Below are 21,813 nucleotides of genomic sequence, written 5' to 3'. Positions count from 1 at the left end.
CCCTGCCGAAACCCAACCGCGCCGAAACATCGGCGGTACCGTTTTCGGCATGGCACACGAAGTCGGCTACGCCTGAGTCTCCAAGCGCGAGCAGAACCGCGCCCGTAGTGGCTCGCCTGTCTCGAGTACCTGCGTCCGGGGGTAGCCTCAAAGTGCGCCGCGTCGACCGTCTCGCTGGCAGTGAGCACATCCCGATCGAGACGTTGCAGGAGCTCGACGCCCGACAGGTGAACATCGTCAGCCTCACCGAGCCGACGATCGACACCGCGACACCGATGGGTCGCGTCCTCTACGGCATCGTCGCAGTGTTTGCGCAGCTCCGCGTCGACACCATCCGAGACAACACAACCCGCGGCCTGGATTACGCCCGCAGCCAGGGCCGCGTCGGCGGCCGGCCAAGCGTCACCATACCCGAGCGGATCGGAACAGCCGAGCGCATGCGGGCCGAGCAGTACAGCTGGGCGAGCATCTCCCGCGTGCTGGGAGTCGGAGCCACCAGCGTGCGCCGAGCCCTCAACCGATAACGGTATCTATCACCCCTGATAGAATGGCCTATCGGAGGTGGCCGCCATGACGATCGCGGAGGTTCCGCCCGAGGCGCGTGCGGCAGTGCTCGCGCGCCGCCGGAAGGAGATGGTCGAGCTGGACTACCGGCGCGAGCTGCGCCGCCTGGATCAGCACGGATACAGTCAGCGGGAGATTGCCAAGTGGCTCGGGATCGCGCAGCCGTCGGTGCTCAGCGCGCTCCGCACCGCGGCGAAGGTGACGATGCCGCTGGACGGATTCTCCGGCGCGACCCCCTACGAGATTTGCCAGCGCTACGCCGCCGATTTCATTGACCGGGCGAAGCTCGTCGACGAGCTCACGCGATTCCCCTACGTGAAGGGCGTGCAGACGGACGGGTATGACTCGCTGATCGTCGACCCGGACGGCACCTGGTCGGAGGTCGGAGACGCCGTACGCCGCGGGCTCATCGAGGACGAGGTCTACGAGGAAGTCTTCAACCGCCGACACGGTATCGCGGTGGCTCGTGCAGAGCACGCCGACACCTAGGCCACCGCGGCTCCTGCGCAGCGCCCCGATACCACTCTCCACAGCCCGTCAGGATTCCCTGTTGGGTAGTGGCGCAGTGTCCGGTTTGGCTGTGCTCGTTCAGGTTTCATTCGGTCGCGGATCCGCCGTCTCTCTTGGGGACGGTGAGGTTCGGCATCCGGGCGCCTTCCTCTACTGGATTTCCTTTACTGCTTTGTTGTGCGTACAACCAGGCCGGCGGCGACGAGCTCGTCGATCGCTGCGTGGATGTCCTTCGAGTCCTCGAATGCGTCCTCAAACGGGTTGAGTGGCCGACCCTGTGTCGAGAGCACTAGGGCATACAGTGCCTTCGCCGTGAGAGACAGCGAAGGGCCGTTGAGCACGGCGTCGGGAATGGCCGAGTCGTTGGGGTCATCGCTCACCGGGCGAAGGCCGAGTGCGAGGATCCATTCTTCGGCGTCAGGCATGGGCTCAGGGTACTGGTCGGTCGTTGGGATGTCATTGGTAAGCGGACGGGAGTACGATGACTCCCGTCCGCTTGGCTGGATGGTCAGCGGGTGACTCCGGTTCCGGCGTACGAGGCCGGTTCCGCTACCGGCCCCGAAGCTTCTGCTGCGGGGCCGTTAGCTTTTGGGGCGCGGTTGATGGTCGCGTCGGTGAACCGCAGGGATGCGCCGACGTTGTCGGCGACGACGTCGCGGGTCTCGCGTGTCTGGCCGCTGTCCTTGTCGGTGTACGTGCCGAAGCGGAGGTCTCCGACGACGATCGCGGCGTCGCCCTTGTGGAGCGAGTCGGTCACGTGGCGGGCCTGCTGGTTGAACACGACGACCCGGTGGAACACCGTGCCGGCGTCTTCCCAGCGTCCGGTGTCCTCGTTGAGGCGACGGTCGTTGACCGCGAGTGAGAACCGGGCGTACTCGTTGCCTGATTCTCCGGTGCCGTGTTCCGGGTCGGCGGTGAGGTTGCCCTCCAGCGTGACCGGGATCTTGGTGGTCATCTCCTTCTTCCTTTCGTCAGGGACACCTGGTGGCGTCCTCATTGTGCGTGGCCCTGGCTGGCCCACGCCGTCCATTCCTGCTCGTCAGTGACGTCCGTCCAGGTGCGGGGTTTGGCGGGTTTGTGCCCGTTGTTGCATCCGCCGCCATATGCCCTCGCGAGTCGGGGGGTGGCGATGGCGAGTCGTTCGTGCCAACCGATAGGTCCGAATCCGGCGTCGCTGGAATCGAACGCGGCGACGTGTGCGGTGTGGAGGGCGGAGAGTTCTTCGACGAGGTGGCTGTGTTTCCACCAGCAGGTGGGGACGACGCTGATGGGGATGTTGTAGCGGACGGTGAACCACTCGACCCATGTCCGCAGTGCGTTCCATCGCTCGGCGGCTTCGTCGGCTGTGAGTTCTCGCCAGTTGGTGACGAGTCCGCCGATCGGGGCGGATCCGCCGTGCCGGGAGTGCGGGTCGAAGCCGCTGAGTTCCTGTGCGAGGAGCGCATCGACATCTGCCGGGTCGAAGTCACTCATGATGCGTCCTTCGCCGGTCGCAGCTTCACCTGCAGCACCTGCAGGGCATGCGCCGATGCCTGCCGACGGGTCCGGTGCGAGGCCAGGACGATGTCGCGGTCGATCAGTCGATGCAAGAGTTCGTGACAATACGGGTGCAGGGCGATGAGGTCTTCGTCGTCTTCCCATGCCTGCCACTCACCCCGAATGATCCGCACCCCGCGGTAGTCCAGATGGTGCAGCTCGAGTTGGGTCTTCGATCCCGGGATTCCACAGGCCGCGCATGGCTCGTGCCCGTTGTTGGTGTGGTCGCGGAACCAACGCTCTCGCCTCGCGAACCAGGCCCGCGAGCGGAGGAACTCGTCTCGGTACAGGTTCTTCAGGCCTGTGCGTCGTCTGTTGCTCATTCGTCGCTCACCGCCTCCGCCTGCTCGACGGGATCCGCGATCTGCGGTTGCGGGGGCGCGGTGAACACGGCTTGCTGTTGCTGTTCGGTGTGGCGTTTGCCGTGCTGGATCTCGCGGGCATCGCGGCGTTCGTCCCAGCCGGCGAGGTCGAGGAGCACGCCGCGGCGGTTGCGATAGGCGAGTAGGCCGAGGGTTTGCGGCATCCGCCGGATCTCGTCGACCGACATCAGCGGCAACCGTTCCTTTCGCTCGCTGGTGTGGTGACCGGCCTGGTCGCTGTCCCAGGACCTTTCTGTGCGGCGGGCGTCACGGGAGCCGAGCAGCGCTTCGACGTCCCGGAGGTGGGCGACGTGGGATGCCCCGCCGAGGAGGACTTTGGCGGTGGCGGCGACCCAGATGGTGTCGGCTTCTGCGCGGGACCATGCTGTTTCTGCTTGGGAGAGGGCTTGGAGGACAACGAAGGTGCAGATGCCGCGGCCGCCGCCGTCGGCCATGACGCGGGGGAGTGCTCCCCAGCGGAACATGTTCGCGATCTCGTCGAGGATCAGCCCCAGCGGGTGCGCGAGCCGGGACCCGGGTGAGGCGAGCGCCCTGACGCGAGCGACCTCGACGATGTCATCCAGCAGCGCCCCGAGGAACCCGCCCATCGCGGACGCACCAGAGGACGAACCGATCAGGTACAGCGTGTTCGCCGCGTCGAGGAACTCTTTCGGGTCGAAGACCGGGTCCCCGCGACCGGGCATCAGCGCGGCACGGATCTGCGGGACGGCGAGTGGGGCGACGGCGCCTTGGACGCCGAACCAGATCGAGGAGACGAGCTTCTCGTCCCCGCTGATGGTCGCTTCGAGGTTGTCGCCCCATCCGGGTGCGCCGTCGGAGCGGAGTACGTCGACGGCGGTGCGGGCGAGGGCGGGGCTGGATCCCCAGTCATAGATGTCTTCGATGGTGCGGTCGCCGACGGCGGCGGCGTGGAGGAGCCGGCCGAGGACGACTCCGGAGGCTTGCGCCCATTCTCCGTTCGTGGTCGAGGCGCCCAGCGCTGTGCCGGTGATGATGGCGTTGCCGCGCTGCATCGCCACGAGGGGGTCTTCACACCCGGCCAGCGGGCTCACCCGCAGCGGGTGGCGGATCCCGGATAGGCCTTGGGGGTCGAAGACGTGGGTCTGGCCGCGGTGCTGGCGCATGTGCATGGTCGCGGTGAGGTTGTCGTTCGTGGTCGAGGTGGTGATGAGCGGGCCTGACCAGTCGAGGATCGCGGAGATGAGAACCCGGTACCCCTTGCCGGAGCGGGGTGGGCCTTCGAGGGCGACGGAGTCTTCGATCGACACGAACACGTCGTGGCCGCGGGAGCGTCCGACACGCCATCCGACATCTGTCGGCTTCGGGCGCTCAAGGTCGGGGCGGAGCTGCCGGGCGCGGCGCAGGACGGCGCGGGCGGAGAGGTGCTGGCGGATCTCGGATGCCGGCGCGAACCCGGGCCTGGTGCGCAGGTCGGCGATGAACGCCCGGTCCGATTCCCGGTACCGGCGGTAGAGAACATACACCGCGACTCCGAGGCCGACCAGCAGCAGCACCGCGACGAGACCCGCGACACGGATCTGCCACACGGGCAACGCGCACCCAGCGAGCCTGTACTGGGCTGGGTCGCCGGTGACGGTAAGGATGAGGCCGGAGAACAGGCTGTTCGCTTCGGGCCGGGCACCGCACACCACCTGGGTGATGGATTCTGCGACGAAGGTGAAGGCAAGCGTCAGGATGAACGCTGCCGCCACGAGGACGGCGAGGGCCTTGCCGAACCAGCTGCTGTTCATGATGATGTCCCGTTCAGTCCAACCCGGTGGCGACAGCGGCGGCGACGCGAAGCCACGCATCCTGTGTGGCCCGGCCGAGGGCATCGAATCGCAACGCGCCGCTTTTGAGAGCCGCGTCGAATGGGATGGTCTCGACGACCCGCACCTGGTCGGCGAACCCTGCGGCGATGGTTTTGGTGTCGTGGCGGGAGCCGGCTTCGGGGGTGGTGACGATTACGACGGCGTTCGCGGCCAATGCCGCCGAGTGCCGGTCGCGCTGACGGAGCGCGTCCAGGAGCAGGGAGGCGGACTCGGCGGATTCGGGGGAGGGGAGGGTGGGGATGACGAGTTGGTGGGAGTTGTCGATCATGCGGAGCCACCGGTCGGCGGACTCATCGTTGCCGGAGTCGAACACGATGAGCCGGTAGTAGCGCACGGCGACCTGCAGCAGCAGGTCGAACTCGTCCTTCTCGATGCGCTGGTGCGCGGCCAGCAGCTCGGGGTTGGAGCGGAGGACGTCGTAGCGATCGTCGGGCTGGTGATGCACGAACCGCGAGATGTCCGAAACGGATGCCGTCGCGCCAAGCAGGTCATGGGCGGCGGGGAGGAGATCGCGGATAGTCGTGTCGTACAGTCCCTGCTCGGTGCGCCAACCCAGAGTGCCGCGGGTGTCGTTGTTGTCCCACGCCAGAACGTTGCCACCCCCGTACCTGGCGAACACCGCCGCGACCATCGCAGAGGTCATGGTTTTACCCACGCCGCCTTTGCCGTTGGCGACCGCGATGTTCCGGTACCCGGCCCAATGCCGAGACACCCGCCCGATCGCTTCACGTCGCCGCAGCTGCGTCTTCGTCTCGGCGATAGGGATGCCGGCGCGTGCGGCGAGTCGTCGCCATCCGGTGTTCGCCTTTGGTGCGGCGGCGCCGGGCGCGATGAACGAATGTCGAGAAGCCGGGACATCCTGTTCGGCGCTGACGTCGTTTGGCTCCGCTGTGGGAGCGGCAGGATCGGGCTCCGTCGCCTCGGGGGTGGTAGCCGGCGGCGGGATCACGTCGGCTGTTGGTGCGGCGGCGACGTCGCCGGTCGCGCCGATGATCAGGTGGTGTTCGCCGCGGTCGCCGGAGGTGATGAGCTCGAGGGCGGTTCCGGTGCGCCTCGCTTCGTCCGTCGCACGCCGCACGACGATGTGACGGATGTCCTCGTCGCCGGCAGCGGAGATGGGTTCTGCTTCACCGTTCGGGGCGATGAACGTGGCGTTCGGGCCGGTGACGGTCGCGTATGCGCGGGGTGTGGTTTCGGTGGTCATTGCAGTTCCTTCTGGGCGGTCAGCCATCCGTCGACCGAGGTGTCGTCGGGCCAGAGCGAGTCGACGACCGGGTCGTCAAGGTTGCGGAACTCGTCGTCGTATCGGCTGTCGAGGTCCATAGCGTCATCGGTCTTGAAGAGGTCGTACTCCCACTGGGTGGAGGTGGCGAACGCATCCACCAGGTAGGAGTATTGGCCGACGTAGGCGAGGAACTCGCCTTTTCGCAGCTGCCTGGCCATGGAGGCGTGCGCGGGCGGGATGCTCAGGCGCTGTTGGATGCTGGTGCCTTCTTGCTGGTTGATGCGGAAGATGAACTTGTTCTCGATATCACCGGCGATCGAGTAGGCGAGGTTGCGTTCTTGGGAGTCCGCTTCACCGACGGCGTCCAGGTCGCCCATCTTGTGCAGGATGACGATGTTGCTGATCCCGTAGTGGCGAGAGAGCTTCAGCCACTGCTGGTACATCTGCAGCGAGGCGAGTGAGGTCATGTCTCGCCACCCTTCTTCGCGGATGACGTAGCGGGTGCGGTGTGCGCCGCGGTCGGAGATCACGGCCTGATTCCACGCGGTCGTGCAGATCTGTGACAGCTGCGCGACCAGATCCCCACGGGCGAACAACTCGGACGTGTCGACGACGACAATGGGCGCCGCATCGTCGAAGCTGACGGTCGATTCGTCTTCGAAGAGTCCGGAGAGGTCGCCGTTGACGAACCTGCGCAGGACGAAGCTGGGCTGGATGGCACCCTGCGCAAGATGGCGATCCTGATCGGACTCCCGCGCCAGCGCGGTCAGTTCTACGTATACCCCGCGCAGGGTCGGCCGGTCGTTCGTGTGCGCGATGCAGCGCTCGAGCGCTTCGAGGAGCGCCGCGTGCTCGACGGCGGTGAGGTGCGAGGCGGGGAGGGCGGCTTCCACGAGAGAGGTCAGGACGGTGATGCGGCGCTGCTTGACCATCTGCTCGTGCTGCTCGTTCGTGACACCGGTGCGACGCGGGCCCCGGTCGAGCGGGTTCAGGCGAGTGTCGTATGCGCCACCGAGCCGGATGACATTGCCACCGGGGATTGCCTCGGCGACGGTGACCCATTCGCCTTTCGGATCCGAGGGCACCACCGCCTGGTGCCCGAACGCCATCGACCTTGTCACGAGGGTCTTGATGACCGCACTCTTCCCGGCCCGGTACGCGCCCAGCACCAGGACGTTGGTCGAGAACGACCCGCGGTCGGTGCTGTCGGCGTAGGTTTCCCAAGGTGAGAAGTGCCAGAGCGAATCCGCGTTGAGATCCACGCCGACGATCGGACCGCGATGCCCGAGCCCAGCGTCCGCGACGAACGGATAGATCCCGGCGATGTGCTGCGAGGTCGCCTGATGAGGCGGGATCTGCAACGGGGCGAGGTTCCAATACCCGCCCTCGGCAAGCCCAGGGCCGAACGGACCCGGGACAGCCGGTTCCGGAAGCCCGCGGTCACGGCGCGTGACCGGTGACGGGGCGTCGTGTCGCTCGTGCCGGGCGCTCTCCCGATGGAGCGCACGGCGTTCCCTCCGGGAGAGACCGTCAGGTTCGAAGACCAGGCTGCGGTGGGTCATCACTTCATCCCCAGTCCGATCGGTATTGCGTTGACCATGAGGGCTTCGGCTTGCTGGCAGTAGAGGATCTGCGCTTCCATCTCTGCTTGCGCGAGAGCGTTCCGCATCCCGGCCAGCGCCTGGTCGAGTTGCTCCTCATCCGGAGCGGTCACGGTGAGGTACCCGCCGTAGCGGAACTCGCCGTGACCTGCGACGAGCTCCTGCTCTTCCTTCTCCAGCGCCAGCCAGTCGGCGTCGTCGGCGGCGTTGCCGTCCGTGCCCCGTTTCGCGCGGAGCTTCTCGTTCCCGCGCCACACCTTCTTCTCATCCCGCACCCGCTTGAGCGCCTGCTTCAACGGGACCGGGGTGAGGACGAGGGAGAGGATGTGCGTGACGGCCTCCCCGGTGTGCGGGTGGCGGGCGAACACCAGCGGGGAGACGAAGCCGACGTGGGCATCGGACCGTGGCCACTCGTGGATCCACATCGTCGTGTGCACACCGGAGTCGGTACGAACCATCCGGTTCGAGCCGTGCGGCTCCTCGAGATACATCGGACCGATCGCGAGCGGATCCACCCCGGAGTGATCGTCGGTGCGGTTCTGCACGTTGGCGGCGAACTCCGGATCGAACGCGATTCGTGCGAGCGCGGAGATATCCCGAGGCGACAGCCACGCGCGAACGTTGATCCTCGCATTCGTCAACGCGTCCGCGAGCGTGCGGGTCTCGATCAGCGCCAATGCTTGCGCGCCCGTTCGACCGCCGCCGAGAGCCTTCACCTGGGTGCTCAGGGCGACGAGGTCGAGCGTGAAGGTCAGATAGTTGCGGTGAGTGACTGCGAACCGCTCCGAGTCGTTCATGACCCGCTCGTAGTTGACGGCGATGGGGGAGGTGCGGTTCATCTCGCGATGCTCCGTGACGGTGTCGTAGTGCTCGCGTGCGCTGCGGATGGTCGTCGGTAGCGTGCGTTCCTGCAGCGTGACGCGCTTGACGCCTGGACGCTGGGTGAACGACGCGAGTACCCGTGACCATTGCTGTGCGAGGTCGAGGCGCTCCGGGGCGTCGTGCATGAGGAACCCTTGGACCTCGAGCTCTGCGGTGACGGAGACGGTGCGGCCCTGCGGGTCATACACGCAGGCGATGCCATCGACGTCCCACAGCTGCACGGACGCGCGCACCCCGGGCAGGTTCAAGGTGCCGACCACCTGGACGTGCTCGGGGCGAAACACCTGCTTCGTCGCACCAGTCGCGTGGCGGGTCTGCTTCATCAGCCAGAGACCGGCCATCTTCGGGGCCGACAGGCCGTGGACGGTAACCACAGCCGTGAGCCCCAGCGAGAGGTAGAGCGGTGCGGAGTAGAGCAGCCCGACCGGGCCGAATCGGTTGGTGAAGATCAGCACGATGATCGCGGCGATCGCGATGCATCCGAGTTGCCAACCATCCATCCCCAGGACGATTCCCTGCCGCGAGCGGCCGGGAAGCCGGACGGGGCGCTCTTCGTTCGATGCAGCGGTCATGGCGTCTTCCTCTCAGGCCGCGGAGGTGCCGGTGTCGCCGACGGCGTGGGACGGGAGGCGGCTGGCGCGCTGCTTGCGGCAGGCTTCGCGCTCGGCGCAGTGCGGCTCCGGGCCGGGCTGCCGGCCCCGGCGGGACGCTGCGTGCTCGGGCGGGGTGCCTTCGCGGAGGTTGCGGATGCGGCGCCGCGGGCGGCTCCTGCCGTGGGAATGCCTGCGGGCATGCCAGCCAATCGTGACGGCATCCGACCGACCGAACGCGCCGCGCTCGTGGCGAACCGGCCCGCAGAGCTACCGATGCGGGAGCCGACGCTGTCGGTAGCCGATGCCCCGACGAAACTGAACAGGGCAAACACCGCCAGCGGCGCGAACGCGGCAAGGACCAGACCGACCAGGAGCGGCCAGGACTGTGGATCCCAGATACTCTCCACGTCCGCCAACCCATTCACGATCAGCGCGACGAACCCGTTCGTCAACGGCCCCGCCAGCAGCAGAGCGACCGTGGCCGAGACGTACCGGACGACCCACTGCGGACCGACGGTCTTCACCGGGAACAGCATCCAAGCGACCGGACCCACGGCGATCAACGCGGCCAGCGCGATGTTCCGGAATGCGAAGACGAGCATCAGCAGCAACATCGCCAACAGCAAGAGCCCGTGGATGAGGAAGGCGAAGAAGTAGTTGGCCTGTCCGCCGGCCCACATCACTTTCTGCAGGTCTTGGAACAGGGTGATCGGGCCGTCGCGGTTCATGATGTACCAGGTCAGGTCGTCGATCGCATTCAAGGAATGTCCGATGCTCCACAGGGTCAACGGGACGGCGGGGATGGCGATGAACGTGCGCACGATGGCGCCGACCAGCTCGTCACGATTGCCGGACACGATCGCGGCGCCGATCGCCCAGACCATCGCGCCGAAGAGTACGGCGAGGACTGCCCACTGCCAGAATGACCACTCGCCGACGGCGGCCGTCCACAGCACCGTGCTGGTGTCGAAGCGCATGTTCGCCGCGACCAGGAGCATGACCGCGGTTGTGGCCATGGCCATGCCGCGTCCTGCGTTTTCGAACGTCACGCAGACGACATCTCCGACGCTGCACCCGTACTCGACGACGAGCGCTTTCCCGCCGGCTTCTTGAATAGCTGCGACATGCCCTTCGTAGGTCGTGCACACTGTGGCGCGGTCGCTATCCATCAGAACGCCTCGGAAGCACTGTTGAGGCTTCACGTCGCTGCCGCTCGTGGGCGTGCAGGACACCTGTCCGGAGGTTTCCTTGCAGAGGACGGGGAAGTTGGGCGATGACCAGGATTGTCCGGTGACGGGAATCAGCGCGGTGCCGGGTGCTGCTTCGACGACGGTGGTCATTGGCTCAGGGGCCGATGCGTGAGCGGAGGTCAGCGCGCACACCGTTACGAGGAGTCCGAGGAGGACTCCGGTAATGGTCGTGCGCGCCCGGTGCATCAGAAGCCGAAATCGAAGTTGACGAACCAGGCGAACAGCCCATTGGCTGCGCCCAGCACGGCGGCGGCGATGAAGATCCACAAGATGTTTTCGCCCGCCCACGTGCGCACCCGGTCTGACGCCAGGCCTCGGAAGGCGAGCGCCGCTCCGGCGACGACCAGCATGATGAACACCACGATCATCGCGGCCGCGAGCACGTACGAGGCGATGACTTGGAACCCTTGGAAGAAGGGGGCGGAGAAGTCCGGGTTGATGTCTGGGACGTCGACGTCTGACGGATGGTTCACGATGATCTCTCTTTCGGTCTCACTTCAGTGGCAGGCCTAGTGCCGTCATGAACGGCTCAGGATCGATCGCGATCCCATCACGTTGGACTTCGTAGTGCAGATGGCAGCCGAAGGACCGGCCGGTGTTACCCTCGGATCCCAGAGGACTGCCTGCTGTCACGGGATCTCCCACGGACACCCGGAGCGACTCCCACTGCATATGCCCGTAGAGGCTCACGAGACCGCCGCCATGATCGACGCGGACGGTGTTCCCCCACCCGTAGAACTCGCCCGCCGTGATGACCGTTCCCGGACCCGCGGCATAAATCGTGCTCCCACACCCCTGCGCCATGTCGTAGCCCTCGTGGTCAGTCGAGCAGTACGAGCATCCGTTGACGGGGTTGTAGCCGTAACCACGGCCTTTGAAGTAGTCGCCGGCAAGCGGGTAGCCCCAATCTCCGCTGGCAGCCGGCAGGGAAGCCGTGGCCACCGCCGACGTCGGAGCCATGGAATAGCCGGCAAGAGCGAGGGGAACTATCGCCAGTGGAGCAAGTGCAAAAAAGGCCAGCAGCGTCACCGCAGCGAACAGCATCATCACGACCCGACGCGCGGTCCTCGATCGGGCGAGGGCCGTGATGGCGAAAGCAGGAACGCCCACGTCAGGGCTCCATCGGCTCCGGGAAGTAACGCACGATCTTGCAGTCGCCCGGCTGCTGCGGCGAATCCGGGGTCGGCACCGAACCGGCTCCACAGAGCACCTGAACGCTCACGCGCACCGTTTCGTCGTAACTGTGCTCAGAGCCATCGCCCGACGTTCGCACGAACGTCAGGGTCACGTTCGCCGTGCCGATGTGCATATCGCCGCTGGGATCTTCGGGCACGTCGACGTAGCCGAGATCACCGACGACGGATGCCGTCACACGCCCTTCTTCTTGAGCGAGTGAATCCCACTCAGGCTCCGGCAACACCACAGACTGGCGAAGCTCGAGCTGCGCGGCATCCATCTCGTCCAACTGGTCGGCCGGTGATGAGTAGCGGGTGTCCGGGGTGAACCACGTGTCGAGATAAGTCAGCCACTCGTCGCGCTCGCCCAACTGCGTGTCGAACGTGGAAGCTGCTTCGAGCGCCCGCCGGATATATAGCTCCGGATCGTCCGTAACCGGCTCAGGAACCCATCCCGAATCCGCGGCAGCCGGGTCGACGACATCGCCCTCCGATGTCGGTGGCGTCGTTTCGGTCGCAGCCGACGTGGGTGGTGAAGTCGGCGGGACCTCTGCCGTTTGGTTGAGGGCTGCGTTCACGAAGATGGCTATGAGGCCAGCAAGCAGGATAGCTCCACCGATCAGCGCCCACAGTAAGCCCCTTCGCGGCTTCCGCTCCCTCGCCATGATGGATCAGCCCTCCCGAAGTTTCAGGACGGCGGCGCTGCCGGTGCTGCACTGTACCGGCGAACGCCGCAGTGACGAACTGGACGTTACTCCGCTTCGCTTCCATGTGTCTATAGGCCGTATGGGGGACACGCGCGCGTGACATTCCCCTAATAGAGGGGAGGTTGACCGCGCTGTCCTGAACATGATGTGAACGGTACACCCGTTCACTCAAGAAGTAAACGGGTAATTGATTCGGTTTAGTTGTACTCGCGAACGCGCGGCGGGCACAATGGGTGCATGCCCAGATATGCGCGGCCGGTCGACGGTGAAGGAGCCGAGGGGCCGCTCGCTGTCCTGGGCAACATGGTCAAAGCCGGGATTATCCGGCAGGTGCGCCGCACGCCGAACGTGGGGCGGAAGGCAATCGCCGATGCGCTGGAGGTGGCTCCGACGACGATCGTCCCGTACCTCGGCGAGCTGGAGGCGGCGGGACTTCTGCTGGCGGATCCACCTAAGGCCGAGCGGAAGCGGGGCGAGTGGGTCGTGTATCGCGTCAACGACGAAGCCGTCACAGAGTTGTACCTCAGGCTGGGTCAGGAGATCGGGGAGATCTAGGTAGCGGTGACTTTTCGCACTGCCGGTCACGGCCATCACTAACAACGCATTCGCCGGCGGAAAGTGACGAAGTCACCTGCGTCGATCGCGAGACTGGTGTCAGGAGAATCGCGCAAGGACGAGCGAGAGCGCGGCCAGTGCGACGGCGATGAGCGCCATGGCTGAATAGGAGCCTGTTGCGACCGCGAGCAGTGGCCCGATGGCCGGTCCGATCGCGCTGGTGAGGGTGATGGGGGCGGCGAAGACGCCGTTGATGGCGCCGTAGTTTTGTATGCCCCAGCGGTCGGCGACGGCTGAGCCTTGGATGAGTGTCTGTGCGCCGCGGACGGCTCCGGCGGCGATGCCGATCGAGATGAGCAGCCACGGTGGGCCGGGAACGAGGGCAAGGAGAGCGAGGGATACGGCGCTGAGGCCGGCGGTGGCGGCGAGCGGGATCCACGGTGCCGCAATGTGCGGGATGGCGACGTAGAGGAGCCGGCCGATCACCTGTCCTGCGCCGAGGAGGCCGAGTGCCCAGGCGACGAGCTCGTAGCTCAGGCCCTTCTCGGTGAAGAGCGGGATGAGGGCGAGGGTGACGCTGTACAGCGCTGCCGCCAGGGCGAGCATGGACAGCTCGAGCATCCAGAAGCGTCGGGTGCGGATGACCGTGCTCACGGTGTGAGCCTGGATGGTGTCGTCGTGCGGGATGGGTGTCCACGCGCGCTCGAGGCTGAACCAGTGCAGGGGCACGGTGGTGACACGCAGGACTCCGGCGAGGAGCAGGAATGTCGTGCGCCAATCGGTGATGGTGAGAAGCCCGGCGACGATGGGGGCGAAGACTGTGGAGGCGAGGCCGCCGGCCAGGGTCAGGATCGTCATGGCGCCGCGGCGGCGAGGCCCGTACCTGTGGGCGATGACGGTGAACGCCGCCTGGTAGCGCACAGTCGCTTGTGCAAGGCCCGCGATGACCCACCCGATGGTGAACACCGCGAGGTTCGGCGCGATCACGACGACGATGAGCCCGGCGGGACCGACGATGCTGCCGATGGTCATGATGAGTCGTGGGCCGCGCGCATCGAGCCACCGACCGGCGAACACCCCCGCCGCGGCGGAGGCGATCAGCCCGGAGGAGAACGACAACGTGACCAGGGCGACCGATCAGCCCGTATCGGCTGCGATCGCCGGGGGCTTCCGAACCCCGCTGGTGGCGATGGATTCCCGGCGCTCGGCGAGTCGGCGGCGGCGGCCTCGATCTCGTATCGCATTCCTGACGACGTGTCCGAGCTCGCGGGGTCGCATGTTGTGGTCGTGGGTGCGGGGCACTCCGCCACGCATGCCGTGCTGCGCCTGAGCGAACTGGCCAGGCGATCGCCCGGCACCCAGGTCACGTGGGTGCCGCGTCGCGGGAGCGCCACGAATGTCTTCGGTGGTGGGCTCGGCGATGAACTCCCGGAGCGCGCCGCGCTCGGCTCTCGTGCCCGCAAGATGATCGATGAGGGTCTGGTGAACCTCGTGACCGGATTCCGCGTCGCGGAGTTCCGCCAAGATGGTGGTTCTCTGACGATCGTCGCCGAAGATGGTGCTGCGGTCACCGACGTCGCGCACGTCTTCGCCCTGACCGGGTTCCGACCGGACACGGAGATGCTGCGAGAGGTGCGCACTGACCTTGACCCTGCATTCGATGCGGTCGCGGGCATCGCCTCCGAGATCGACCCGAACATCCACTCCTGCGGATCAGTGTCCGCGACCGGCGCGAGGGAGCTCGCACAGCCGGAGCATGGGTTCTTCATCGTTGGGGTGAAGTCCTACGGCCGCGCGCCGACGTTCCTCGCCATGACAGGATACGAGCAGGTACGAAGCGTCACCGCGCACATCGCGGGAGATCACGAGGCCGCTGCACGTAACGAACTCGTCCTTCCCGACACCGGCGTGTGCGGCGGATCCGGCGACTTCGACGATAACGCGGGAAGCTGCTGTGCAGCCCCGGCTCCGGCCTTGGTGCAGATCGGGCTGCGTCCCGTCACCGTCAGCTGACACAACATCGCGGAGGGCGGGTCTCAGAGCGAGGCCCGCCTTTCACTGCATCAGCGGGTGAGACGCGCAGCGAGCTCGCGCACGCTCTCATCGACCGCATCGCGCAGCTCGCGCGCGCCGTCTGCTTCCCAGTTCGATGGATCGGGGAACGACCACTCGACAAGTTCTCCGCGCACCGGGCCTGGTAACGACAGGCCCGGCTTCATCAGCACCACGACATCAGCGGTGTCGAGATCTCCGGCCGTCACCGCACGCGGATGTGCGGCGCTCGTGTCGATGCCGAGTTCCTGCAGTGATGCCGCGACCGCCGGGTTGATCGCCTCGGCCGGGCTGATGCCCGCACTCGTCGCGACCAGGTGCTCGTCTCCGACGTGGGTGAGCAGGTGGGCGCCCAGCTGCGAACGTCCGGCGTTGTGTGTGCAGATGAACAGGACTGTCTTCGGCGGGGTCATCGTTTCACGGCTTTCTGGGTGTGCGGCGGACTTGCTGTGCTGGCATGATCCCCTTGGCAGGTGACGAGCAGGTGAACTCTCTGCCGCGAGGGTCGCACGTTGATTCGATCTGTGTCAATATAGACGCATGTCGAATCAAGCGGTCGAGCTGGTCATCATCGGATCCGGTCCTGCGGGCTACACCGCCGCGGTTTACGCCGCTCGTGCGGGACTGGCGCCGGTCGTGCTCGCGGGTTCCGTGACCGCGGGTGGCGCGCTGATGACGACGACTGAGGTGGAGAACTTTCCCGGGTTCGTCGATGGCGTGCAGGGGCCGGAGCTGATGGAGTCGATGCGAGCGCAAGCCGAGCGATTCGGCGCTCGCATCCTGCTTGACGACGCCACGAGCGTCGATCTCGACGGCCCGATCAAGATCGTCCGAACCGGCGCGGGCGAGACCTTCCGCGCCCGCGCCGTCATCCTCACGATGGGGTCCGCCTATCGAAAGCTCGGACTGCCTGAAGAGGACCGACTGACCGGCCACGGTCTCTCGTGGTGCGCGACCTGCGACGGGTTCTTCTTCCGGGAGCAGGAGATCGTCGTCGTCGGCGGTGGCGACTCCGCGATGGAGGAAGCACTGTTCCTGACGCGCTTCGCCTCGAAGGTCACCGTCGTGCACCGCCGGGATGAGTTCCGCGCTTCGAGGATCATGGCGCAGCGGGTGCTGGATCACCCGAAGATCGCTGTCGCGTGGAACAGCGAGGTCGCGGAGATCATCGGCGCCGAGAAGGTGCACGCGGTCACCCTCCGTGACACGATCACCGGAGCAGAACGCGAACTGTCGGCGACAGGCGTCTTCGTGGCCATCGGGCATGACCCGCGCTCCGAACTCGTCACCGGGGTCGTCGACACGGATGTCGACGGTTACGTGCTCGTCGAGCACCCCTCCACCCGCACGAACCTTCCCGGAGTGTTTGCCGCGGGAGACCTCGTCGATCACACCTACCGGCAGGCCATCACCGCTGCAGGTACCGGGTGCGCTGCCGCGCAGGACGCCCAGCACTACCTGTCCGCTCTTGACGAGAACACCACGATCGAACTCGAAACCGAGGAAGTGTTCGCATGAGCGCCCCCACACCTGTCACCGACTCCACATTCCAGGCCGAAGTCCTCAATTCCGACCTCCCCGTCGTCGTAGACATCTGGGCCACCTGGTGCGGCCCGTGCAAGCAGGTCGCGCCGCTGCTGGACCAGCTCGCAACCGAGTACGACGGACGAGTCAAGATCGTCAAGCTCGACGCGGACCAGAACCCGGAGACGGTGACGGCGGCCGGCGTCACCTCGATTCCCACCCTGGGCTTCTACAAGAACCGCGTGCGCACCGACATCCTCATCGGCGCGCACCCGAAGCCCGTCATCGCCGAGAAGATGGAAGCGCTGCTCGCATGAGTACCATCACCGCTCCGGCGCCCAGCTCGACGACACGACGCCTGTCCACCCTGGACCGCTGGCTGCCCCTGTGGATCGGGCTCTCCATGGTCGTCGGCATCCTCCTCGGCCGATTCGTTCCCGGCGTCTCCTCGCTGCTCGCGAGCCTCGAAGTCGGCGGGATTTCGATTCCGATCGCACTCGGCCTGCTGGTGATGATGTACCCAGTCCTGGCGAAGGTCCGCTACGACAAGATCGCAGCCGTCACCGGCGACAAGAAGCTGCTCATCTCCTCGCTCGTGCTGAACTGGCTGATCGGCCCCGCGCTGATGTTCGCCCTCGCCTGGATGTTCCTGCCCGACCTGCCCGAGTACCGCACCGGCCTCATCATCGTCGGACTCGCCCGATGCATCGCCATGGTCGTCATCTGGAACGACCTCGCCTGCGGCGACCGCGAAGCCGCCGCCGTGCTCGTCGCGATCAACTCGGTGTTCCAAGTCGTCGCCTTCTCGCTGCTCGGCTGGTTCTACCTCACCGTGCTGCCCGGATGGCTCGGCCTGGACACTCAGGGGCTCGACTTCTCCGTCGGAGCGATCGCCCTCAACGTCCTGATCTTCCTCGGCATCCCGCTGCTGGCCGGATTCGCATCCCGCTTCATCGGCGAACACCGCAAGGGCCGCGACTGGTACGAAGAGAAGTTCCTGCCCAAGATCGGCCCATGGGCCCTCTACGGACTGCTGTTCACCATCGTGCTGCTGTTCGCCCTACAGGGCGAACAGGTCACCTCCCGCCCGCTCGACGTGGCGCGGATCGCGCTGCCACTGCTGGTGTACTTCGCAGTCATGTGGTTCATCGGACTCTTCACCGGCAAGGCCCTCGGCCTCGGGTACGCGCGCTCATCGACGTTGGCGTTCACTGCAGCCGGCAACAACTTCGAGCTCGCGATCGCGGTGGCCATCGGCACGTTCGGGGCGACGTCGGGGCAGGCCCTCGCGGGCGTCGTCGGCCCGCTCATCGAGGTGCCTGTGCTCGTCGGGCTCGTGTACGTCTCGCTCTGGGCGGCCCGCAAGTGGTTTCACACCGATCCATACACCGACGTAAGGATGCCATCATGAACGTCACCCTGAATCCTGACGACACGTGCAGTCCTGTCACTTCGCACGCCATGGGGGAGGACGTGGCGTCATCCGTGGCCTCCACGATGAAGGCCCTCTCCGACCCGCTGCGGCTGAGGATGCTGTCCGCGATCGCCTCCGACCCCCGCGGGGAATCCTGCGTCTGCGATCTCGCTGAGCTCGCCGAGGTGTCACAGCCGACCGTGTCGCACCACCTCAAGGTTCTCAAGGACGTCGACGTGCTGACCTCTGAGCGCCGCGGCACCTGGGTCTGGTACAAGATCAACCCGAACCGCCGCCGTGCCGTCACCACACTGCTGGACTCCTTCGCGCCTGCGACTGTCGCCGCACCTTGGGCGGACGATGCCGCCGATGAGGCACGCCGGCCAGACTTCGACGCCCGCGTCACCCATCTCGCCGACGAGCTGGCCGAAGAGATACCGGAACTCGACTCAGCAACAGTCCTGACCATCGTGCGAGAGTCGTACACCGCTCTCGCCCGCACCGCTCGGGTGACGTCGGCGCTCATCCCGCTTACCGAGCGGTTCGCCAGGCAGCGGTTGAGTGACCTCACCCGTGACCGTGACACGGCCGTTCCGCAGGTGCTGTTCGTCTGCGTCGCCAACGCCGGCCGCTCACAGCTCGCCGCCGCACTCGTCAACCAGATCGCCGACGGCAAGATCATCGCCCGCTCGGCAGGATCCAGCCCCGCCGACGTCATCCACCCGCACGTGCGCTCACTGCTCACCGAGATCGAAGGCGACGAAGCCGCCGAACGGTTCCCGAAGCCCCTAACCGACGACGCCGTGAGAGCGGCTGATGTCGTCATCACGATGGGCTGCGGCGACGTCTGTCCGATCATCCCCGGCGTCCGCTACGACGACTGGGCCGTCGGCGACCCTGCCCTCGCGTCCCGCGAAGGCGTCGAAGCCATCCGCGACGACATCACCGCCCGCGTCCGCACCCTCGTCGACGACCTTCTCCACTGACCACTACTCACTACCTGGAGTCACCATGACTGACACAACGACCAAGCCCTCCGTCCTGTTCGTCTGCGTACACAACGCCGGCCGCTCCCAGATGGCCGCCGGATTCCTCCGCAACATCGCCGGCGACCGCATCGAGGTGCGCTCCGCCGGCTCCATGCCCGCCGACCAGATCAACCCCATCGCGGTCGACGCCATGGCCGAACTCGGCATCGACATCACCGCCGAAGCCCCGAAGGTACTCACCACCGAAGCCGTACAGGCCTCTGACGTCGTCATCACCATGGGCTGCGGCGACGCCTGCCCGTTCTTCCCCGGTAAGCGCTACGAAGACTGGGAGCTCGACGACCCGGCAGGTCAGGGCATCGACTCCGTGCGCCCCATTCGCGACGACATCCGTGGCCGCATCGAGCAGCTGGTCAGCGAGCTCGTCTGAGCTGAGACGCCGAGTGCGAGCCGTTTGGTGAAGACGTAGTCGCTGGGAGATTTTCCGGCGGCGTGCGCGTGGAAGATCTCTACCGCGGGATGCGATAGCGGTATCGATCTTGTGCCACGCCAGGATTTAGGGCTCTTTTTGGAGTACCCATCGGAGTGCGAACGTCCCACGTCGGTTCTCGGACAGCGCAGCGCACAGCAATCGGCAGTCTTTTCGGTATACCGAAATCTTGTTATTGTTTCGGCATGCCGAAATCTCTCAGAGATGAGACCCGACCGCCGCTTTCGAGAGCCCGTCGCAGGGCTGCGACGCCAGGTGGTGCCACTCGTCCGGATGCTGCGGGGCGAAAGCGACGGCGCAGTGCAGCATCAGTGGGACGCACTGCTTGGCTCATCGGTCCGGCGCTCGTCGCCGGCGTCGCGTACCTCGATCCGGGCAATGTCGCGAGCAATATGACGGCGGGGGCACGGTACGGATACATGCTCGTTTGGGTCGTGATACTCGCGAACGTGATGGCGTGGCTGATCCAGTACCTCTCCGCGAAGCTCGGCGTGGTGACCGGCGAGAGCCTGCCTGAGGTGTTGGGCCGACGTCTGCGCAATCAATGGGGACGGCGCGCATATTGGCTACAGGCGGAACTCGTCGCCATGGCGACGGACCTCGCTGAAGTCATCGGCGGTGCGGTGGCGCTCTATCTTCTGTTCGGCGTACCTCTCATTTGGGGTGGCCTGATCACCGGTGCGGTCTCTATCGCGCTGCTCATGATTCAGTCGCGGCACGGGCACCGCACGTTCGAGTTCGTCATCATCGGGCTCCTCATGATCATCACCGTGGGATTCACGGTCGGGGTCTTCGTCGCCCCACCCGACTCGGGAGAACTTCTGGCGGGAGTCGTGCCGCGTTTCGAGGGAGCGAACTCGGTGCTGCTTGCCGCGTCGATCCTGGGTGCGACGATCATGCCGCACGCGATCTATGCGCACTCGGCACTCAGCCGCGACCGATTCGTGACCCGGGAGGCCAGCCTTCCATCTGCCGTGGCGGCGAGTGCATCGGGCGGTTGGGGTCGCAAGATATTGTCGGCGCTCGTCGTTCGTGAAGGGCCGACCGAAGGCAGTGCGGATCGTCCAGTTCGCGAACCGGGAACCTCGACCGTCATGCCCACGGACACGCTGGTGCGCGCCACACGATGGGACGTTTCGATCGCGATGGCGATCGCCGGAACCGTAAACCTCTGCATCATGCTGCTTGCGGCGGTGAACCTCGTGGGGGTCGAAGGCACCGACAGCCTCGAAGGTGCCTATGCCGCTCTGGACGTCTCCCTCGGTCCAATGATCGCGACGCTCTTCGCCGTCGGTCTTCTCGCATCCGGTCTCGCCTCGACATCTGTCGGCGCATACGCCGGCGCCGAGATCATGCAGGGGTTGCTGCACGTGAGGATCCCACTCATCGTGCGGCGGCTTGTCACGCTGGTCCCTGCGATCGTAATCCTCTCGCTCGGCTTTGATCCGACCATTTCCCTCGTCCTGAGTCAGGTCGTCCTGTCTTTCGGTATCCCGTTCGCGCTCGTACCGCTGGTCGCTCTCACCGCCAAGAGGAGCGTGCTGGGCCGGTGGCGGAACCACTGGTCGACAACCGCCGCCGGCATCGCGGCATCCGTGTTCCTCATCACCCTCAACGGCGTGCTGCTCTGGCTGATCCTGAGCGGCGCGAGTTGAGCCCGCGGATACGCCAGGGACGATGCTATCTACCAGTCCTGCGATCGAGGACTATTTGAAGACGGTGTATGCGCACACCGAATGGCAGCCCAATCCCATCACTCCTAAGGCTCTCGCCGACCGCCTCGGGATCGCTCCTTCGTCGGTCACTGAGATGGTCAAGAGGATGTCCGTGCTGGGACTGGTCACTCATGTGCCGTACAAGGCGATACAGCTGACAGATGTCGGGCTCAACCGCGCACTCGCCGTCGTCCGGCGGCACCGGCTCATCGAGAGTTGGCTCGTCTCGGAGATGGGGTACGCGCGAGCACGTGTTGTCCGACCGGCTGCTCGAGGCGATCGATTCGCGTCTCGGCCGGCCGGTCCGTGATCCGCACGGGGACGCGATACCCCCGCCGTGGACGGGGAAGTAGTCGTCGAACCCGCCGTACGGCTCGACGAGGCGGCCACCGGACACGAGGGGCGGATCATTCGCATCAGCGATCGCGACCCGGCGGTCCTTCGAGAGCTTGCGGCTAGTGGCATCGGACTCGGCGAAATGCTCAGGGTCGTGGAGAGCGCAAAGGAGGCACCTCTGCTCGCGACCGCCCGCGGCCAGCGACTGTCGGTGCGCTGGGCAACCGCAGAGGCAATCTGGGTTTCCTCTTGATCTGAAGGCCTGCTTCTCTCGGGGAGACGTTGGCGCCCCCACGAGCGTATCGACCGCGTACTGGGGGTTCGATGGGTTCTTCGACCCGGGCGTGATTCTCATCGTCGTCGGCAGGGCTACGTTTCGGTTCGAGGCATCACGCGGACCGTCATACTCGCCGTCGAGCCGACGGTCTACGTGAGATCGCCGCCGGTCATACGAGCCTCGTGGTCTCTTTCCGCGGCCAT

25 protein-coding genes and 1 pseudogene are annotated in these 21,813 nt (G+C 66.1%); 12 read left to right on the top strand and 14 right to left on the bottom strand.

The genetic code is table 11. The features are described 5' to 3' along the window. Nucleotides 1–152 precede the first annotated feature (152 nt). Both MAE01_RS09000 and MAE01_RS08995 read left to right on the top strand, forming a co-directional pair. Nucleotides 153–524 carry a recombinase family protein gene (locus tag MAE01_RS09000; protein WP_222591668.1) on the top strand — a complete coding sequence of 124 codons (372 nt, stop codon included), beginning with the start codon at nucleotides 153–155 and terminating at the stop codon, nucleotides 522–524. Between the two features lie 46 nt (nucleotides 525–570). Next, nucleotides 571–1,053, top strand: a complete 483-nt coding sequence (locus tag MAE01_RS08995) for a helix-turn-helix domain-containing protein (protein WP_147039228.1) — start codon at nucleotides 571–573, stop codon at nucleotides 1,051–1,053. A 185-nt stretch (nucleotides 1,054–1,238) separates the two neighbouring features. Here MAE01_RS08995 and MAE01_RS08990 read toward each other — a convergent pair whose 3' ends face one another. From MAE01_RS08990 to MAE01_RS08935, 12 genes are all read right to left on the bottom strand, one after another. Next, the gene (locus tag MAE01_RS08990; protein WP_147039227.1) at nucleotides 1,239–1,499 is read right to left on the bottom strand and encodes a hypothetical protein; all 261 of its coding nucleotides are present in this window, start codon (nucleotides 1,497–1,499) and stop codon (nucleotides 1,239–1,241) included. Nucleotides 1,500–1,582: 83 nt separating this feature from the next. Beyond that, the gene (locus MAE01_RS08985) at nucleotides 1,583–2,029 is read right to left on the bottom strand and encodes a single-stranded DNA-binding protein (RefSeq protein WP_186806186.1); all 447 of its coding nucleotides are present in this window, start codon (nucleotides 2,027–2,029) and stop codon (nucleotides 1,583–1,585) included. Between the two features lie 38 nt (nucleotides 2,030–2,067). Continuing rightward, on the bottom strand, nucleotides 2,068–2,547 hold the full coding sequence (locus MAE01_RS08980) for a hypothetical protein (protein WP_147039225.1): 480 nt from the start codon (nucleotides 2,545–2,547) through the stop codon (nucleotides 2,068–2,070). Beyond that, nucleotides 2,544–2,933 carry a hypothetical protein gene (locus MAE01_RS08975; RefSeq protein WP_147039224.1) on the bottom strand — a complete coding sequence of 130 codons (390 nt, stop codon included), beginning with the start codon at nucleotides 2,931–2,933 and terminating at the stop codon, nucleotides 2,544–2,546. Before MAE01_RS08975 ends, MAE01_RS08980 begins: the two co-directional genes overlap by 4 nt. Then, a complete protein-coding gene (locus MAE01_RS08970) occupies nucleotides 2,930–4,744 on the bottom strand; it encodes a type IV secretory system conjugative DNA transfer family protein (protein ID WP_147039223.1) in 1,815 nt (604 codons plus the stop codon). The genes MAE01_RS08975 and MAE01_RS08970 overlap by 4 nt, the downstream gene beginning before the upstream one ends. A gap of 13 nt (nucleotides 4,745–4,757) precedes the next feature. Next, nucleotides 4,758–6,029: a ParA family protein gene (locus MAE01_RS08965; RefSeq protein ID WP_147039222.1), complete on the bottom strand. Its 1,272-nt coding sequence runs from the start codon at nucleotides 6,027–6,029 to the stop codon at nucleotides 4,758–4,760. After that, complete coding sequence (locus MAE01_RS08960; protein WP_147039221.1) at nucleotides 6,026–7,612, bottom strand: putative type IV secretion/conjugal transfer ATPase; 1,587 nt, start codon at nucleotides 7,610–7,612, stop codon at nucleotides 6,026–6,028. Before MAE01_RS08960 ends, MAE01_RS08965 begins: the two co-directional genes overlap by 4 nt. Beyond that, on the bottom strand, nucleotides 7,612–9,105 hold the full coding sequence (locus MAE01_RS08955; RefSeq protein ID WP_147039220.1) for an SCO6880 family protein: 1,494 nt from the start codon (nucleotides 9,103–9,105) through the stop codon (nucleotides 7,612–7,614). Before MAE01_RS08955 ends, MAE01_RS08960 begins: the two co-directional genes overlap by 1 nt. Next, a complete protein-coding gene (locus MAE01_RS08950; RefSeq protein ID WP_147039219.1) occupies nucleotides 9,102–10,643 on the bottom strand; it encodes a hypothetical protein in 1,542 nt (513 codons plus the stop codon). Before MAE01_RS08950 ends, MAE01_RS08955 begins: the two co-directional genes overlap by 4 nt. Beyond that, the gene (locus MAE01_RS08945; protein ID WP_147039218.1) at nucleotides 10,562–10,849 is read right to left on the bottom strand and encodes a hypothetical protein; all 288 of its coding nucleotides are present in this window, start codon (nucleotides 10,847–10,849) and stop codon (nucleotides 10,562–10,564) included. The genes MAE01_RS08950 and MAE01_RS08945 overlap by 82 nt, the downstream gene beginning before the upstream one ends. A 19-nt stretch (nucleotides 10,850–10,868) precedes the next feature. After that, entirely contained in the window at nucleotides 10,869–11,486 is a 618-nt protein-coding gene (locus MAE01_RS08940) for a M23 family metallopeptidase (RefSeq protein WP_147039217.1), read from the bottom strand. A gap of 1 nt (nucleotide 11,487) precedes the next feature. Then, nucleotides 11,488–12,129, bottom strand: coding sequence for a hypothetical protein (locus MAE01_RS08935; RefSeq protein WP_147039216.1), 642 nt, complete (start codon nucleotides 12,127–12,129; stop codon nucleotides 11,488–11,490). Nucleotides 12,130–12,495: 366 nt separating this feature from the next. Here MAE01_RS08935 and MAE01_RS08930 point away from each other — a divergent pair, with 366 nt between their 5' ends. Further along, nucleotides 12,496–12,813 carry an ArsR/SmtB family transcription factor gene (locus MAE01_RS08930; protein ID WP_147039215.1) on the top strand — a complete coding sequence of 106 codons (318 nt, stop codon included), beginning with the start codon at nucleotides 12,496–12,498 and terminating at the stop codon, nucleotides 12,811–12,813. A gap of 99 nt (nucleotides 12,814–12,912) precedes the next feature. Here MAE01_RS08930 and MAE01_RS08925 read toward each other — a convergent pair whose 3' ends face one another. Then, on the bottom strand, nucleotides 12,913–13,890 hold the full coding sequence (locus MAE01_RS08925; protein WP_229718137.1) for an MFS transporter: 978 nt from the start codon (nucleotides 13,888–13,890) through the stop codon (nucleotides 12,913–12,915). Between the two features lie 177 nt (nucleotides 13,891–14,067). Here MAE01_RS08925 and MAE01_RS08920 point away from each other — a divergent pair, with 177 nt between their 5' ends. Continuing rightward, a complete protein-coding gene (locus MAE01_RS08920; protein WP_147039213.1) occupies nucleotides 14,068–14,826 on the top strand; it encodes a Rossmann-fold NAD(P)-binding domain-containing protein in 759 nt (252 codons plus the stop codon). A 50-nt stretch (nucleotides 14,827–14,876) separates the two neighbouring features. Here the strand turns inward: MAE01_RS08920 and MAE01_RS08915 are convergent, their stop codons facing one another. After that, nucleotides 14,877–15,278, bottom strand: a complete 402-nt coding sequence (locus MAE01_RS08915; protein WP_147039212.1) for an arsenate-mycothiol transferase ArsC — start codon at nucleotides 15,276–15,278, stop codon at nucleotides 14,877–14,879. Nucleotides 15,279–15,405: 127 nt separating this feature from the next. Between MAE01_RS08915 and trxB the strand changes: the two genes are divergently transcribed. From trxB to MAE01_RS16180, 8 genes and pseudogenes are all read left to right on the top strand, one after another. Further along, nucleotides 15,406–16,383 carry a thioredoxin-disulfide reductase gene (gene trxB / locus MAE01_RS08910; RefSeq protein WP_147039211.1) on the top strand — a complete coding sequence of 326 codons (978 nt, stop codon included), beginning with the start codon at nucleotides 15,406–15,408 and terminating at the stop codon, nucleotides 16,381–16,383. Next, nucleotides 16,380–16,706, top strand: a complete 327-nt coding sequence (gene trxA / locus MAE01_RS08905) for a thioredoxin (RefSeq protein WP_147039210.1) — start codon at nucleotides 16,380–16,382, stop codon at nucleotides 16,704–16,706. The genes trxB and trxA overlap by 4 nt, the downstream gene beginning before the upstream one ends. Beyond that, nucleotides 16,703–17,800, top strand: coding sequence for an ACR3 family arsenite efflux transporter (gene arsB, locus MAE01_RS08900; RefSeq protein WP_147039209.1), 1,098 nt, complete (start codon nucleotides 16,703–16,705; stop codon nucleotides 17,798–17,800). The genes trxA and arsB overlap by 4 nt, the downstream gene beginning before the upstream one ends. Further along, nucleotides 17,797–18,789 carry a metalloregulator ArsR/SmtB family transcription factor gene (locus MAE01_RS08895; protein WP_147039208.1) on the top strand — a complete coding sequence of 331 codons (993 nt, stop codon included), beginning with the start codon at nucleotides 17,797–17,799 and terminating at the stop codon, nucleotides 18,787–18,789. The genes arsB and MAE01_RS08895 overlap by 4 nt, the downstream gene beginning before the upstream one ends. A gap of 25 nt (nucleotides 18,790–18,814) precedes the next feature. Beyond that, the gene (locus MAE01_RS08890; RefSeq protein ID WP_147039207.1) at nucleotides 18,815–19,222 is read left to right on the top strand and encodes an arsenate reductase ArsC; all 408 of its coding nucleotides are present in this window, start codon (nucleotides 18,815–18,817) and stop codon (nucleotides 19,220–19,222) included. Nucleotides 19,223–19,593: 371 nt separating this feature from the next. Further along, complete coding sequence (locus MAE01_RS08885; RefSeq protein ID WP_229718086.1) at nucleotides 19,594–20,937, top strand: Nramp family divalent metal transporter; 1,344 nt, start codon at nucleotides 19,594–19,596, stop codon at nucleotides 20,935–20,937. A gap of 22 nt (nucleotides 20,938–20,959) precedes the next feature. Continuing rightward, nucleotides 20,960–21,269, top strand: a pseudogene (locus tag MAE01_RS16185) (metal-dependent transcriptional regulator); the annotation flags it as partial. 65 nt (nucleotides 21,270–21,334) lie between these two features. Continuing rightward, entirely contained in the window at nucleotides 21,335–21,586 is a 252-nt protein-coding gene (locus MAE01_RS16180) for a FeoA family protein (protein WP_229718084.1), read from the top strand. Nucleotides 21,587–21,813 lie beyond the last annotated feature (227 nt).

This window comes from Microbacterium aerolatum (genome assembly GCF_007988825.1).
Taxonomy (GTDB): domain Bacteria; phylum Actinomycetota; class Actinomycetes; order Actinomycetales; family Microbacteriaceae; genus Microbacterium; species Microbacterium aerolatum.
Note: the sequence above shows the minus strand (reverse complement) of the source record. Positions and strands in the feature narration are given on the sequence as shown.